This window comes from Streptomyces rubellus (assembly GCF_036323805.1).
In the GTDB taxonomy this organism is placed as follows: Bacteria; Actinomycetota; Actinomycetes; order Streptomycetales; family Streptomycetaceae; genus Streptomyces.
In genome coordinates, this window is the sequence record NZ_JAZDCX010000006.1 from 150579 (window position 1) to 164901 (window position 14323).

Below are 14323 nucleotides of genomic sequence, written 5' to 3' on the forward strand. Positions count from 1 at the left end.
TCTCACGGGTCCCGCGGGTCGTAACGGACCTGTCGGTCCCGTCTGTTCCGGGGTGCTCGCCGTCCTCTACCGGAAACCCGCCCGGACGGGGGACTCCGCCCCGGCCGGGGTGCCCACCGGACCGCCGGTGAAGGCGGCCACCTGCCGTTCGACCCCGGCGCGGGACAGGTGGTGCTCCTCCACCGAGGCGCGTGCGGCCGCGCCCCAGCGGGCGCGTCCGGGGCCGTCGGTCAGCGAGCGCAGCACCGTCTCGGCCCAGGGCCCGGCGTCCCCGGCGGAACCTCCGGGGCGGCCCTCGGTGAAGGGGGTGAGGAGCCCGTTGGCCTCGTGCCGGATCTGCCCGCGGATGCCGTCGACGTCCGCGCCGACGACCACCGCGCCCTGCCACATCGCCTCGGTGACGGTCAGGCCGAAGCTCTCCCGGCTGCTGTTCTGCACCACGGTGCGGGCCCTGCGCCGCAGCAGGTTGAGGGCTATGTCCTCGCCGGTGCGCCGTACGGGGCCGAAGCGCCAGATGTGCACCCGCTCGCGCACCGGGGTGGGGAGTTCCGCGCGGGCGTCCATCAGGCCCTGCCACACCCGGCGGTTCGCCGGGTAGTTCTCCCGGTCGTCGATGTGGGGGCCGACGAGGACGAGTTCCACGTCCGCGTCCCGGTGGGCGAGGTGCTCGAAGGCCCGGACCACCCCCAGCTGCCCCTTGAGGGGATCCCAGCGGGACACCTGGAGGACGAAGGGGGAGTCGGGCGCCCGCAGCCCGCCGGTGCCGAAGTCGTGCACCTCGACGACGGCGTCCTCCTCGCCGGTGAGCTCCGCCACGGACACCCCGCGGGCCGCGTGCAGATACGGCCAGACCGCGGCGCGCACCTCCTCGGACAGCTCGCGGTTCTTCCACGACCCCGGGTCGATGCCCGGCGGCACGACGGTGATGCGCGGGTCGTCCTCCCAGCCCGACCAGACCAGGTCGCGGTGCGAGAACACCAGGTGGTCCACGGCGTCGAGCTGCGGCCGGAGGAAGTCGACCGCGGCGCGGTCGATCGTCTCCAGGTGCTCGGAGCCGACATGGCAGCGCCAGACGAGCACCGGGGCCGCGGGCCCGAGGGCGCTCCGGACGGCGGTCGCCAGGTTGAGCATCATCGCGTCGTGCAGGACGACCACGTCGGCCTCCCGGGCGGCGGCCACGGCCCGTTCGGCGTTGGCGGCCAGGAACCGCTCGACGCCCTGGCGCACCGCCGCCGCCGGGAAGTCGCCCACCGGCACCCCGTACAGGGCGTTGTGCAGGACGAAGGCGGCGTCGTGCGCCTCGTCCAGGTCGTTCGCCGCGATCCAGCGGGCCCGCCAGCCCAGCTCCGCCAGATGGGGCAGTTCGCTGCGGATGACCTCGCTGACACCGCCGAGCTTGGTGGTGGGGCTGATGTGGAGGATGCGCGGTCCGCCCGGGGCGGGGTCCCGGTTCATCGTGGTTCGCCTTTCTTGGCCTCGGAGTGCAGGACGTGTGCCGGGAACCGTCTCTCGCAGGCCAGGAAGCCCAGTCCGCCCAGGCCGACGAGCGCGCCCAGCACCAGCCACAGCCCCAGGCTGTGCCACTGCAGGAGCGCGCCGACGACGGCCGGGCCGCCGACGTTGGAGACGGTCCACGAGGTCTGGAAGACCGATGAGTACCGGCCGCGCAGGGGCACCGGTGCGGCCTCGATCGACAGGGACTGCGCGGGCGGCCCGGCGGACATCTCGCCGAGGGAGAACAGCACGATGCCGGCCAGCGCCAGTACCACCGCGACCGCCCGGGGCACGGCGTCGGCGCTCGCGAAGACGGCGAACGCCAGCAGGAAGGCGCAGGCCCCGGCGAGCACCGCCCGGGTGCGGCGCAGGGTGCCGAGGGAGCGGGTGACCGCGGTCTGCAGCAGCACGATCATGGCGGTGTTCAGCGCGAAGGACACCGAGGGCAGCCACGGCGGCAGGTCGAGGGTTTCGACGAAGTACACCGGCAGGACGACGCTGGGCAGCAGCCAGGCGAAGGTCAGGGCGGTGTGAGCGGCGGTCATCGCGACGTACGGGCGGTCCCGCAGCACGGCGCGCCACCCGCCGTCCGCGCCGCTCCTGAGGTCCCCGCCGTCCTTGCCGTCCGTGCCGCTCTCGAGGTCCCCGCCGCCGGTGTGCTCCGTGCCGCCGGGGCCGACGGGTCCGGCCGCGGCGGCGTCCGTCCCGCCGCCCGCCGCACCGTTCCGCGGGTTCATCCGCAGCTTGAAGAACACCGCGGCCGACAGGAAGGAGGCGAGGACGGCGGCGATCAGGAACATCCGCATCGTGCCGGTGTCGCCGACCGCCAGGATGACGGCCGCGGCCCCCGCGCCGATGCCGAGCGCGGCGCTCTTGAAGGCGTTGACGACCGCGAACCAGCGGTCCAGGGTCTCCCCCTCGGCGACCTGCTCGGAGACGAACACCGGCCAGCCGACCCAGTACAGCCGCTGGGACAGCGAGATGAGGGAGACCGCCAGGACCAGTTGCGGCCAGCCGTGGATGTCGACCAGCCCCAGATAGCCCAGCCCGCACAGGAGGTTGGCCAGCACGATGGTGCGCTGGGCGCCCCAGCGGTCGGCCGCGCTGCCCGCCAGCGGATTCAGGGCCAGGGCGACGACGCCGCCCCCGGTGAGGATGAGGCCGATCTGCCCGACCGGCAGCTCGGTGCTGAGCTTGAGGTAGAGGAAGGTGAGCGGGTAGAAGGCCCCGGCGGCGACCGTGTCGACCAGCAGGACCGCGAGCATGATCTTCCGCTGCGGGGTGGCCACCAGCGAGGCCCGCCGGACGGGCGGCACGGTTCCGGTCACGGCCGCCCGCCGTCCACTGCCGCCGCCGCTCCGGCGGTGTTCCCGGTGTTCCCTGTGTTCTCGGCGTCCCCGTCGAAGGCCACCCGCACCGTGCCGCCGAGCCGCCCGGCCTCCGCCAGCAGGTCGCCGGACCAGCGCTCCCACAGCCCGCGCAGCCGGGAGGTCAGCACGACCAGGTCGGCGGAGCCGGACTCCAGCACGGTGCGCAGGCCGACCGCGTGCACGGTGGCGGTGCCGTCCGCGGCGGGTACGTCCGCCAGCAGCCGCTCGTCGAAGTCGACCAGCGTGTACGACGGCCCCCCGGGCAGGCCGGGGTGGGCGCCGCCCGCGCCCACGACCACCACCCGGGCGGGCCGCCGGCCGTCCGGCAGCGGCTCGGCCACCAGCGCGGCCACCTCCTCGCGCACGTCGGTGCCGCGCGCCTTCTCCGTCCACTCCAGCAGCCGCCGGTACTCGTACTCCAGCGGCGGGTCGTAGTGGTTGCGCGAGTACATCGCGCCGTAGAGCTCCATGACCGGCTCGGGGTGCCGCTCCCACAGCCGCCAGGCGTTGGCGCAGTTGCTGGCGCGGTTGGCGTCCAGGTCGCGCTCGTGGGGGCTCTCCACGGCCCAGGCCCGCCGGGACAGGGTGATCGGCATGCCGTGCCGGTGCACGCGGTAGCCGAACTCGAGGTCCTCGCCGCCCCAGGAGCGGTAGTCCTCGTCGAAGCCGCCGACCGAGTGGAAGGCGTCCGTCGGCAGGGACATGTTCAGCGCCCACACCGCCATCCACGGGGCGGCGAGCCGGCCGAGGTCGAGGTCCTCGCCGAAGCCGGCCAGCTCCCGGGCGCGCAGGTCCTGGAAGCCCGGCTCGTGGCCGTGGGCGCGGACCACGTCCTCGGGCTCGGAGGCGGCCAGCGCCTCGGCGAGCCCCGGGAACGGCTGGTACGGGTTGTAGCCGTAGGTGTAGCCCAGCACGAGCCGGCCGCCCCGGCCGGCGGCCGGCCCGTGCTCCTGCCCGTCCTGCCGGTGCTCGGCCAGGTGCTCGGCGAGGAAGTCCGGGCCGATCAGGACACCGGTGTCCAGGAAGACCAGCAGCGGGGCCGTGGCCATCCGGGCGCCGCCGTTGCGGGCGGCGGCGGCCCGGAAGCCCAGGTCCTCCTGGAAGTGGTAGCCGATCCGCAGCCGGCCGGAGAACGACCTGACCACCTCGGCGGTGTGGTCCGACGACCCGTCGTCGGCGACGACCACCTCGAACCGCTCCGGCGCGAGCCGCTGCCGGGTCAGCTCCGTCAGTTGCCGCCGCAGCAACTCCGCCCGGTTGTAGGTGGGTATCACCACACAGACCTGCGGGTCGGACGAGTGTGCCATCGGATTCCTCCGTGTCGGACGGGTGGGGGGCTGGGGATCGGCCGGGGATCAGGCCGGTACCGGGACCGGGGTGTCGGGCAGCACCGGTCCGAAGACCCCGTCGGGGTCCAGCCGCCGTCTGACGGCCTGGAGGGCCCGGTGCGTCTCCCCCGGCGCCCGGCCGGGACGGCCGCGTTCGGCCGGATCGCTGGCGTAGTTGACGTAGTCGACGTGCTGGTCCCCGTCGAGCGACCAGGGACGGGCGGCCCGGACGATACCGCGCGCCCACTCCCGGCCGGCCTCGTCCCGGGCGGGATCGCGCCAGATGCCCATGGCCAGCACGGTGTACGCGGCGTCGCGGAAGGCGATGGCGCCCGGCTCCTCCGGGGTGGCCACCGCCCCGCCGAGCGGGGTGACGATGACGATGTTCTCGTCGTCCCCGGCCTCCCCGGCACCTCCGCAGCCGCCTGCCGCGTAGCGCTCCGCGAGCTCCCCGGCCAGCTCCTCGGGGAAGGCGGTGACGGAGCAGGTGCTCCAGTAGTGCCGCAGACCGAAGTCGGTCTCGCCCAGCGACGCCTGCATGGACAGGTAGGAGCGGGGCGCGAACTCCCGCGCGGTCGGGGGAGCGCAGGACATGACGCGCCGGACGCGGTCCACGACGGCCGGATCGTCACCCGTGTAGCAGACGTTGGCGACGACGGACCGGACGGGCGGGTCGCCCCAGGGCTCGAGCAGGAGCAGGCAGGTGAGTTCCGGCGGGGCGTCGGCCATCAGCTCGGTGAAGGCGGCCGTGACCCGGGAGGCGTACCGCAGCGGGTAGACGAACCGGCCACCGTGCACCCGGGTCACGGGCGCGAGGCGGAAGGTGAACTCCTCGACGGCGCCGAGTCCGTGGCCCGCGCCGCGCAGCAGCCGGTTCAGCTCCGGATCGCGTTCGGCGTCGACCTCGCGCCGCTGCCCGTCGCCGGTGACCAGGCGGTAGGAGCGCACCAGGTCGCAGGTCAGACCGAGGGAGCGGGACAGGTAGCCCAGCCCGCCGCCCAGGGTGAGCCCGGCCACCCCGGTGGAGCCCACGGTGCCGCCGGTGGTGGCCAGACCGTACCGGGCGGTGGCGTTGTCGACGTCGTTCCAGGTGGCGCCGCCCTGGACGCGGGCCAGGCGCAGGCCCGGGTCGACCGTCACCCGGCGCATCAGCCGCAGGTCGATCACCAGCCCGTCGTCGTTCGAGGCCGACCCCGCGACGTTGTGCCCGCCGCCCCGGACCGTGACGCGTAAGCCCGCGTCGCGGCCGGCGTCGACGGCGGCGGCGATCTCACGGCCGTCCAGCGGCATGAAGATCACCGCCGGCCGGCGGTCGTGCGCGCCGTTGAACAGGGACCGGAGCGTGTCGTAGCGGGGATGGCCGGGGGTGACGACCCGTTCGGGAGCCAGGGACTCCAGACGTTTCCGCAGTGCGGTGGTCACGACAGCGTTCCCTCCCCGACTGCTTCGACGGCTCCGGCTGCCTCGACGGCGATCCGGTGCCCGGCCTGGTCGACCTTCGCCCGAAGGTACCGGTCGTTGAAGGGGTTGAGGTGACAACCGGTCGGCACGGCCTCCACCACCGTGATGCCGTGCTCGGTCAGCTGCCGCTGCTTGTCGGGGTTGTTCGACACCAGGGCGACCTCGGTGTGGCCCAGCGCCTGCAGGGCCGCCGCCGCGACCCAGTAGTCCCGCGCGTCGTCGGGCAGGTCGAGCATCCGGTTGGCCTCGAAGGTGTCGGCGCCGGTGTCCTGGAGGGCGTAGGCGTCCAGCTTGTTGTACAGGCCGATGCCCCGGCCCTCCTGACGGAGGTAGAGGAGGATCCCGCCCTCGTCGGCGAACCTGGCCATCGCCTCCGCGAGCTGCGGGCCGCAGTCGCAGCGCAGCGAGCCGAAGACGTCGCCGGTGAGGCACTCGGAGTGCACGCGGACCAGCGGCACGGGGCCGGGGCTGCCGAACACCAGGGCCAGCGGCTCCTTGTCCACGGGCCAGCCGGCCGGCAGCCCGTGGAAGGAGACGACGGAGGGGGTGGCCTCGCGTCCGTCCCGGAGTCTGACGGGCACGCTCACCGAGGTCCGGACGCTCAGCCGCGGCCGCTCCCGGCCGGTGTCCGGGATCAGCATCTCCTGGGTCAACTGTGTCTCCTCTGCTGTGTGGGGATCCGCGCCCGGTGGGCGCACGGAGGCGCGGGCAGACGGAAGCGGCTCCGGGCACAGGCACGTCCGGGCCGTCCCGCTCGCCGGGCATGACGGCGGAGCGCGGATGCGGTTGGGAGGGGTGGGGGTGGCGGGGCCGGATGCCGCCCCGGCCCGCGGCGGGGCCACCGGACCGGGAGCGGAAACGGGCGTCCGGTCCGGAGCCGGCCCGCGGGCCGGTGGACGGGTGGGTCCCCGCGCTCAGGATCCGTGCCGCGGCCGTCCGGCCGAGGCGGCACGGAACCGCCCGGAAGACGGTCTTATCCGGAGCATGGCGAAAGCCGGGACGCCGCGCAGGCGGCATGGTTCACAGAACCCGAGTGAATTCATGGCAGTGCTTTCCCCCGTTTGCGTCCGGAGACGGTTGGTCAGCCGTCCCGGAATAGCCGTCAGCCATGTGATGGTCGCCGTTCCCACCGCTGGGCGGGAGCGCTTCCAAGAAGATGGCATGCCCTTCCGGGCCCGTCAACCGACTTCACGTATGAGCCTTCCGTACCTTATGCGCAGAACATCCAAAGGGTTTCCGTGTTTTGCTCCGATGGTCCGCGAAGAGGACTTCGGGGCGATTGCCGGGGATGGCGGCATGTCCACACGGGAACGCTCCCGTAAACAGCCGGGCCGAAAAATAAGCGTCGAAAACCAGCCCTCTACGGCTGAAAACAGATGGCGGAACCAAATCCTCCGTGATTCATTCTCCCCTTGGGTGCTCCCGGTTCCCGGCCGGCCCGCCGCCCGGGAGCCGGACCCGCCGGCGTGCCGCGCACCGGGGATCGCCGTGTCCCCGGCTCTTCCGCCGACCGGTCCGCCGGCCGCCCGACCCGCCTGCCCGCTCATCTCGGATCCCGCCCGGTGCCACCCGTACCGTCCGCGCGCCGCCCGGCGCCGGACCGCACCGGACGGGACCCGCCGGATCACCGGCACCACACGACACGAGAGGAAGGCACGTGATCCGTCACTCCAGCCCCATCAGCGGAGTCGCCGCGCACGGCGACTCGTACGTGGCCACCGCCGGATACGACAACCGGGTCGTCCTGTGGGACCAGCGCACCCGCACCCCGCTGACCCGGGTGCTCCACGACCACCTGGCCAACCAGTGCGCCTTCAGCCCCGACGGCCGCTACCTGGTGACCTCCTCCAGCGACTACACCGCCCGGCTGTGGTCGGTGCCCCGGCTGCGGCTGCTGGCCGTCCTGGGCGACCACGAGGACGACGTGGAGATGTCGGTCTTCCACCCCGCCGAGGAGAAGATCGCCACCGCCTCGCGCGACCACCGGGTGCGGGTCTTCGACTTCTCCGGACGGCTGCTCCACCGCTTCGAGGGCCACCGCGCCGACGTGATCTCGGTGGAGTGGAGCCACGACGGCCGGGAACTGATCAGCTCCAGTGACGACGGCACCATCAAGCGCTGGTCCCTGGAGACCGGGGGCATGGTCGAGGACCTCGACATGGGCGGCGTGGAGACCGACACCGTCGCCATCGGCGCCGACGGCACCGTCTACGCGGGCAACGACGAGGGCGAGCTGATCATCGTCCGCGGCGCGGACCGCCGCCGGGTGCCCGCCCACGACGCCGGCATCAAACGCGTGGTGCTGGGCGCCGCCCGGCAGCTCCTGATCACCCTGAGCTACGACCGGACGATGCGGCTGTGGGACGTGTCGGGGGACACCCCGCAACTGCGCGACAGCGTCGGCCTGCCCCCCGTGGTCTGGCCGCGCACCTGCGCGTTCGCCGGGGAGTCGGGCATCGTCTTCGGCAGCTTCGGGGACAGCTACCACCGCTACGACTTCGAGCGCCGCGCCTGGTCCGAGGAGCCCATAGCGCCCACCTACGGCCTCAACGCCGTGGCCGTGCACGGCGGTTCCGTCCTCACCATCGGCGACGCGGGCATCCTGTGGCGCGACGGCACGGTGCACGCCGAGCCCGGCAGCCTGTGCAACTTCCTCACCCCCGTCGGCGACACCGTCGTCACCGGCGGCCAGCTCGGCACCGTCTTCGACGCGCTGACGGGCAAGCCCGTCCACCAGCACCGCTCGCCCCTCAACTGCGGCGCCGCCTTCGAGCGGGAGGGCCGGCGGCACGTGGTGATCGGCGCGTACACCGGCGAGGGCATCGTGCTGCGCGAGGGGGCGGGCGGCGCCCTGGAGCACCTGACGGACCTGCGGCTGCACGACAACGCCGTCAAGAGCGTGGCGGTCTCCGGCGACCTGCTCTTCTCGGTCTCCGCGGACGGCGGCGCGGCCTGGCAGGACATCCGCACCCTGGAGACCCGCCATGTCCTGCCCGACGCCCACACCAAGATCGCCAACAGCTGCGCCGGGCTGGGCGGCGGCTGGTTCGCCAGCGTCTCCCGCGATCTGCGGCTGCGCGTGTGGTCCCCGGACTTCTCCGCCGAGGAGATCGCCACCCCGCACCGCCACTCGCTCAAGTGCGTCAGCGCCGACGACACCGGGCGCCACATCGCCGTCGGCGCGTACAACGGGCGGGTCACGGTGTACGACCGGGAGACCGGGCGGTGGTCAACCGACGTACGGCCGACGCCCTCCGGGATCTCCTCGCTGACCCACGACCCCGGGCGCGGCCTGTTCCTGGCCTCGTCCTACGACGGCTCGGTGTACGAGATCCGCCCGGACGGCCCGGTCGTCCCGCAGTGACACGGCGCGGGGCGCCGGGACCGGCGGTGTCCCGGCGCCCCGCACCGGCGTGCTCTTCCCGCTCCGCTCACCCGGCGAAGTGGTCGAACTCGCCCGCCTTGACGCCGAGGAGGAACGCTTCGAGCTTGGCGGGAGTGGTGACGACGACCTTGTCGGGGTTGTTGCTCTCCCGCATGAGGATGCGGTCGCCGTCCCGGGCGATCTCGATGCAGTTGTTGCCGCCGTTCCCGCCGCAGGACGCCCTGTGCCACTCGATGGGCTCGGACATGTGGCCCTCCCGGTTCGTGGGTGGTGTGGTCAGCGCGTGAGGTGGTCGAACTCGCCCGCCTTGGCGCCCAGGATCAGTGCCCGGAGCGCGTCCGGGGCGGCGGTGACGATCTGCTCGGGCCGCTCGCTCTCCCGTAGCTGCACTGCTCCGGCACCGGAGCGGACCTCTATGCAGTTGTTTCCACCTCCGCCGCAGAAAGAAGATGTGTGCCACTCGGCTGTCGACAATTCCTGTCCTTTCATAGCTGGTTGGCGATGTCTCTGATGAGATCTCGCGACTTCTTGACACCAAGTGCGCGTTTCTCCATTGCGAAAAGAAGCTGCCGGTAGGCGTTGAGCTGGGCTTCGGCGTCCAGGAAGACCGCGCCGTGTGCTGAATCGAGTTGGACGGTGTCGAGTTGCGGCACAGGCCCTCCGGCATACAGGACAGCCTGGCCAGCACCGGCGATGCCGTCGGCTTCGAAAGGGATGATCCGTGCTGTGAACCTCGGGTGGTCGAACATGCCCAGCAAATGGTGGAGTTGTGTACGAGTTACATCGGGGCCGCCGAACCGCACGCGTAGGGCTGCTTCATGGATCAGGGCCATGTACTCGAAATCCTCCTCGCGCTCCAGAATTTTCGCACGCCGTGACCGGTGCTCGATCATGATTTCCGCATCTCGCTTGGGCGGACGCGGAAAGGTCAGCTCGAATACGGCGCGTGCGTAGTCTTCTGTCTGGGCGATTCCCGGAATATGCGCGATCTGGTAGGTGCGCAGGTAGGTGGAGTGATGCTCCAACTCCGTCACGTCGAGGAAACCGGCAGGCAGGATGCCCCGGTACTCCTCCCACCAGCCCTTCGTTCGATCCGTGGCCATGGCTGCGAGTGCTTCGACGTACGCCTGGTCGTCACACTTGTAGGCGCCGGCGAGAGTGCGCACCCGTTCCGCGCTGACACCGAAGCGCGCGGTCTCCATGTGGCTGATCTTCGTGTGGTCTATGCCGAGGACCGCGGCGGCCTCACGGGCGTTGTACCCGGCAGCCTCTCGCATCTTGCGCAGCTCCGCGCCAAGTCGCCGCTGACGAGCGGTCGTCACAGTCCTCGGTGGCATGGCGTAAGTCTGCCCCTTACGGGTGAAGTTGGTCCACGAGTATCTACCTTGTTCCTCATGTTCTGGTAGCTACATAGATACCAGATCACCAGTGATCTGGCGGGTGTGACGTGAACACCAGTGAACCCGCAGTGCAGTTGCCCTCCCCTGCCCGCGTATCGGTGCGGGCTGGGAGCGGGCGGCCGAGCCACGGTGGTGGGCGCGCGTGCCCGGCAACCGGAGCGCGTTGGGAGACGCAGATGACCGTGACCGCAGTGGACAGACCCGCGACCGCCGTCTACCGGCTGACCGCGCCCGCCATGGTGACCACCCCGAGAGTCGCCCGCGAGGCGGTCACGGCATGGCTGCGGGCCGCCGGGCACGGCGACGCGCTGCGGGAGGACGCCCGGGTGCTGGTCAGCGAGGTGGTGACGAACACGGCCGTCCACACGGCCGCGCCCCGGCTGACGCTGGAGGCCGAGATCACGGACGCGGGTGTGCGGGTCCGCGTCTGGGACGGCGACCAGCGCGGCATCCCGCGCCCGCGCGAGAGGTGCGCGCACGACGAGGGGAGCGGACGGGGGCTGCGCCTGGTGGAAGCGCTCGGCCACACCTGGGGCGTGACCTGGACCGGCGGGGTGGAACCGGCCGGGAAGCGGGTCTGGTTCGAACTGCATGCCGCCCCGCGTGGCGACGGGACGTGAGGCGCCGTATGGACTTCACCGCCGTCTGCCTCGGCGCGCTGATCATGACCGTCAGCGCCGCCCTGACCGGCTTCACCCTGGCCGCCGCCAACCGCCCACCCCACGGGGTGTGGTGCGAGGTCTCGGTCGTGGAGGAGCACACCTGTCGCGAGTGGTTCCTCGGCGGCCACCGTGCCCGTGACCCGGAGCGGGCGCTGCGCTGGCTGCGGGCGCAGGCGCCGTACCTGGCCGACCGCATCGACCCGCCCCCGCACGCCCCCTGGGCCGCGCCCGGCACCCTCCGCCCCCACCAGGACAGCGGCACCGGCCGCCCGGACGCCGCCGCCGTCCTGCGGGAGTGGCGGCACGACACCGCCGCCCACCGCGCCGCCCTGCGGGCGCCACACCGTGGCCGTTCCCGACGGGGACGGGCTGCGGTACCGCCTGTCCGCGCAGCTCCTCGACGCCGACCGTGCGATGGCCGGAAACCCGGCTCCCGGACACCGCCGGGCGGATAAGCCCGGCAGGAGGGCGCCCCGCCGTACCGGGCCCGGCCGAGGCCGCGCGGCGGGCGGCGGACGCCGGCGCGGTCACCGCGGTGCCGCGGGATCCTCGGTGAGGGAGCGCGCGTAGTGGGTCAGTGAGCGGCCGTACTCCGGCAGGTGAGGGGCGAGCGCGGCAAGCGTCAGGGCCAGCCCCTCCCGTTCCCGCCCGGTGTCGGCGAGTGCCAGGGCGAGGAACGCGACGACCGCGTCGTCCAGTTCGTCGGACGCCGCCTCCCGATCGGCCGTCAGCAGGGCGACGCTCTCCCCGGCCCGGCCGAGGTTGCGCAGCGTGCTGGCGAGCTGGACCACGGCGCGGCGCCGCCGTCCGGCGGGCAGACCGGCGGCCAGCGCCCGGCGGTAGAGGGCGGCGGCCTCCTCCTCGTGGTCGGTGGCGTCATGGGCCGACGCCAGCTCGAACAGGGCGGCCGCGTCACCCACCGGACGCTCGGCGGCCAGCACCTCGGCCCTTCGGAGGAAGCCGTCCGGCTCGTGCTCGTCGAAGGAGGCCCACAGCGCCTCGATCCGCCGCTCCCAGTCGTGCTCGGATGTCGTCATGGTCCCAGCGTCCCAGCCGGACGGGTACCGGCCCCGGCCGCGTCGGCGGCCGGGGCACGGCCCGGGGGGGGAGTCCGGCCTCGGGTGTCAGTCGCACAGGGCGCGGACGAGCATCCGCTGGGTGGTGTCGTCCTGGGCGACGTGGTTCTCGGTGTCGGCGAAGTCGATGGTGAAGGCGGCCGAGGCGCCGGAGCGGCGGCCGTCGTCGGTCACGGCCGTCTCGGAGACCGTGCCGAACGACTTCCCGCCGTGGGACCACACGCCCCCGTCGCAACCCTCGGCCGGGCGCCAGGCGATGCCGAGCCCGTAGGCCGTACCCGGCGTGCTGGTGAAGCCCTCGGCGGGCACGGTCCGCTTCATCTCGGCGAGCTGCTCGGCCGGGAGGAGCCGGCCGCCCAGCAGGGCGCGCAGGAAGGTGTTCATGTCGGCGGTGGTGCTGATGACGGCGCCGTCGGACCAGGCGTTCGCCTGCTCGGTGGTCTCGGTGAGCCTCTTCTCGCCCGGGAACCTCGTGTAGGCGGTGGCGGTCGGCCGCGGAACGCGGGCGGAGGTACCGGGGGCGAAGGTGTCCTTGAGCCGCAGCGGCTTGACGATGCGGTCGTGGACTTCCCGCTCCCAGGAGTTGCCGGTGACCTTCTCGACGATCATCCCGGCCAGGATGTAGTTGGTGTTGGAGTAGCTCCACCGGGTCTCCGACCCGGGGCCGGCGGCGTCCGGCAGCCACTCGGGCGCGACGGTCATGGCGAGCTTCACGCGCTCGGCGGGGGCGAGCGAGGTGTAGCGGTTCGCGAGGAAGTCCCGCTTCATGGTCTCCACGCTCTGGAACTGGAGGTTGGTGTAGTTGGCCAGTCCGCTGGTGTGCTGGAGGAGGTTGCGGACGGTGACGCGGCCGCCGTCGTTGCCGTTGCCCTTCACCAGGCCGGGCAGCCACTGCTCGACGGTGTCGTCGAGCCCCAGCCTCCCCTCGGCGACGAGCTGGAGGACGAGGACGGCGGTGAACGTCTTGGTGTCGCTGCCGATGCGGTAGTGCGCGTCGTACGGCACCGGCCGGCCGCCGCGCAGGTCGGCGACCCCGGCCCGGACGGCGGTGGAGCGGCGCCGCTCGTCCTGGACCCGGACGGTCAGGCCGGTGACTCCGGTGTCCAGGACGGCCCGTGCGTCCTTCCGCAGCTGTGCCCGCTCACCGTGGTGTGCGGCGGCACCCGCCTTCGCCGTACGCTCCCCGGTTGCCATGGCGTCGGTGCTCAGACCGGTGAGCGTCGTGGCGCCGATCGCGCCGACGCCCGCCAGGGCGAGTCCCGCCCGCACGCTCGCCGCCCGGCTCCACCTGGTGTTCTTCCGCGTCTTCCGCGGTGTCGTCGTCATGGTGGAAACGCTACGGACCGGCGGCTGCGCGGGATAACCGGCTGAGCGGTGAAACGGGGGTACAGGCTGCGCTACTCCTGGCCCTCCGGCACACCGCCCCACCGCCCACCGCACCGCCTCGCCCCGGTGAAGTGATCCCGTGGGGTGACTTCGTCCAGGGGATCCCGCGAGCGCGATGAGTTCTGCGGCGTCCGGCGGTCGTACTGTCGGAACCGTCGCCGAGGAGGGCTCCTGATGCGCAGCGTGACCTATTCGATGAACGTCTCACTCGACGGGTTACATCGTCGGGCCGGACGGCGGATTCGACTGGACGGAGCCCGACAAGGATGTCTTCCGCTTCTGGATCGACGAGATCCGGGAGGTCGGCGTCCATCTGCTGGGGCGACGGCTGTACGAGACGATGCTGTACTGGGAGACCGCCGACCAGGATCAGTCCCTCGACGACGCCGAGCTGGAGTGGGCCGCGCTCTGGAAGCCGCTCCCGAAGGTGGTGTTCTCCACCACGCTGTCGGCGGTGCGGGGCCAGGCCCGGCTGGCCTCCGGCGGCCTTGCGGAGGAAATCGAGCGGTTGCGGGCCGAGCCGGGGGAGGGCGGCGAAATCGCGATCGGCGGCGCGACTCTCGCCGCCGAAGCGGCCGCGCTGGACCTGATCGACGAGTACCGGGCCATGGTCCACCCGGTGCTGGTCGGCGGCGGCACCCCGTTCTTTCCCCAGTGCGAGCGCCGGGTGGACCTCGAACTCGTCGAGACCCGCACCTTCAACTCGAAAGTCGTCCATCTCCGCCACCGCGTGGCGCGCTAGCCGGCCCGCCCGCCGGTCC

General features: G+C 72.7%; 13 protein-coding genes and 1 pseudogene. 4 read left to right on the forward strand and 10 right to left on the reverse strand.

Features of this window, described 5'->3' with window-relative positions:
- Nucleotides 1-66: 66 nt before the first annotated feature.
- The 5 genes from V1L54_RS09140 to V1L54_RS09160 are packed head-to-tail and all read right to left on the reverse strand — an operon-like array spanning nt 67 to nt 6294.
- The gene (locus V1L54_RS09140; protein WP_330117397.1) at nt 67-1455 is read right to left on the reverse strand and encodes a glycosyltransferase; all 1389 of its coding nucleotides are present in this window, start codon (nt 1453-1455) and stop codon (nt 67-69) included.
- A complete protein-coding gene (locus tag V1L54_RS09145; protein ID WP_330117398.1) occupies nt 1452-2822 on the reverse strand; it encodes an MFS transporter in 1371 nt (456 codons plus the stop codon). The genes V1L54_RS09140 and V1L54_RS09145 overlap by 4 nt, the downstream gene beginning before the upstream one ends.
- The gene (locus tag V1L54_RS09150; protein ID WP_330117399.1) at nt 2819-4171 is read right to left on the reverse strand and encodes a glycosyltransferase; all 1353 of its coding nucleotides are present in this window, start codon (nt 4169-4171) and stop codon (nt 2819-2821) included. The genes V1L54_RS09145 and V1L54_RS09150 overlap by 4 nt, the downstream gene beginning before the upstream one ends.
- Before the next feature lie 48 nt (nt 4172-4219).
- Entirely contained in the window at nt 4220-5614 is a 1395-nt protein-coding gene (locus tag V1L54_RS09155; RefSeq protein ID WP_330117400.1) for an FAD-binding oxidoreductase, read from the reverse strand.
- Nucleotides 5611-6294 carry a GTP cyclohydrolase II gene (locus V1L54_RS09160; RefSeq protein WP_330117533.1) on the reverse strand — a complete coding sequence of 228 codons (684 nt, stop codon included), beginning with the start codon at nt 6292-6294 and terminating at the stop codon, nt 5611-5613. Before V1L54_RS09160 ends, V1L54_RS09155 begins: the two co-directional genes overlap by 4 nt.
- A gap of 1016 nt (nt 6295-7310) precedes the next feature.
- On the opposite strand from V1L54_RS09160, the gene V1L54_RS09165 reads away from it, so the two are divergent.
- Nucleotides 7311-9017 (forward strand): WD40 repeat domain-containing protein, encoded by a 1707-nt coding sequence (locus V1L54_RS09165; protein WP_330117401.1) that lies wholly within the window; start codon nt 7311-7313, stop codon nt 9015-9017.
- A 67-nt stretch (nt 9018-9084) separates the two neighbouring features.
- Here the strand turns inward: V1L54_RS09165 and V1L54_RS09170 are convergent, their stop codons facing one another.
- From V1L54_RS09170 to V1L54_RS09180, 3 genes are read right to left on the reverse strand one after another with little or no spacing between them, the layout of a single operon-like run.
- The gene (locus V1L54_RS09170; protein WP_330117402.1) at nt 9085-9285 is read right to left on the reverse strand and encodes a DUF397 domain-containing protein; all 201 of its coding nucleotides are present in this window, start codon (nt 9283-9285) and stop codon (nt 9085-9087) included.
- Nucleotides 9286-9314: 29 nt separating this feature from the next.
- On the reverse strand, nt 9315-9527 hold the full coding sequence (locus V1L54_RS09175) for a DUF397 domain-containing protein (RefSeq protein ID WP_330117403.1): 213 nt from the start codon (nt 9525-9527) through the stop codon (nt 9315-9317).
- A complete protein-coding gene (locus V1L54_RS09180) occupies nt 9524-10360 on the reverse strand; it encodes a helix-turn-helix domain-containing protein (RefSeq protein WP_330117404.1) in 837 nt (278 codons plus the stop codon). Before V1L54_RS09180 ends, V1L54_RS09175 begins: the two co-directional genes overlap by 4 nt.
- Before the next feature lie 254 nt (nt 10361-10614).
- On the opposite strand from V1L54_RS09180, the gene V1L54_RS09185 reads away from it, so the two are divergent.
- Both V1L54_RS09185 and V1L54_RS09190 read left to right on the forward strand, forming a co-directional pair.
- A complete protein-coding gene (locus tag V1L54_RS09185) occupies nt 10615-11058 on the forward strand; it encodes an ATP-binding protein (RefSeq protein WP_330117405.1) in 444 nt (147 codons plus the stop codon).
- A gap of 8 nt (nt 11059-11066) precedes the next feature.
- Nucleotides 11067-11555: a hypothetical protein gene (locus tag V1L54_RS09190; protein WP_330117406.1), complete on the forward strand. Its 489-nt coding sequence runs from the start codon at nt 11067-11069 to the stop codon at nt 11553-11555.
- 72 nt (nt 11556-11627) lie between these two features.
- Here the strand turns inward: V1L54_RS09190 and V1L54_RS09195 are convergent, their stop codons facing one another.
- A complete protein-coding gene (locus V1L54_RS09195; protein WP_330117407.1) occupies nt 11628-12137 on the reverse strand; it encodes a tetratricopeptide repeat protein in 510 nt (169 codons plus the stop codon).
- Nucleotides 12138-12224: 87 nt separating this feature from the next.
- Nucleotides 12225-13502 (reverse strand): serine hydrolase domain-containing protein, encoded by a 1278-nt coding sequence (locus V1L54_RS09200; RefSeq protein WP_330117408.1) that lies wholly within the window; start codon nt 13500-13502, stop codon nt 12225-12227.
- Nucleotides 13503-13736: 234 nt separating this feature from the next.
- Here V1L54_RS09200 and V1L54_RS09205 point away from each other — a divergent pair.
- Nucleotides 13737-14304 (forward strand): annotated as a pseudogene (locus V1L54_RS09205) (dihydrofolate reductase family protein).
- Nucleotides 14305-14323: the final 19 nt, after the last annotated feature.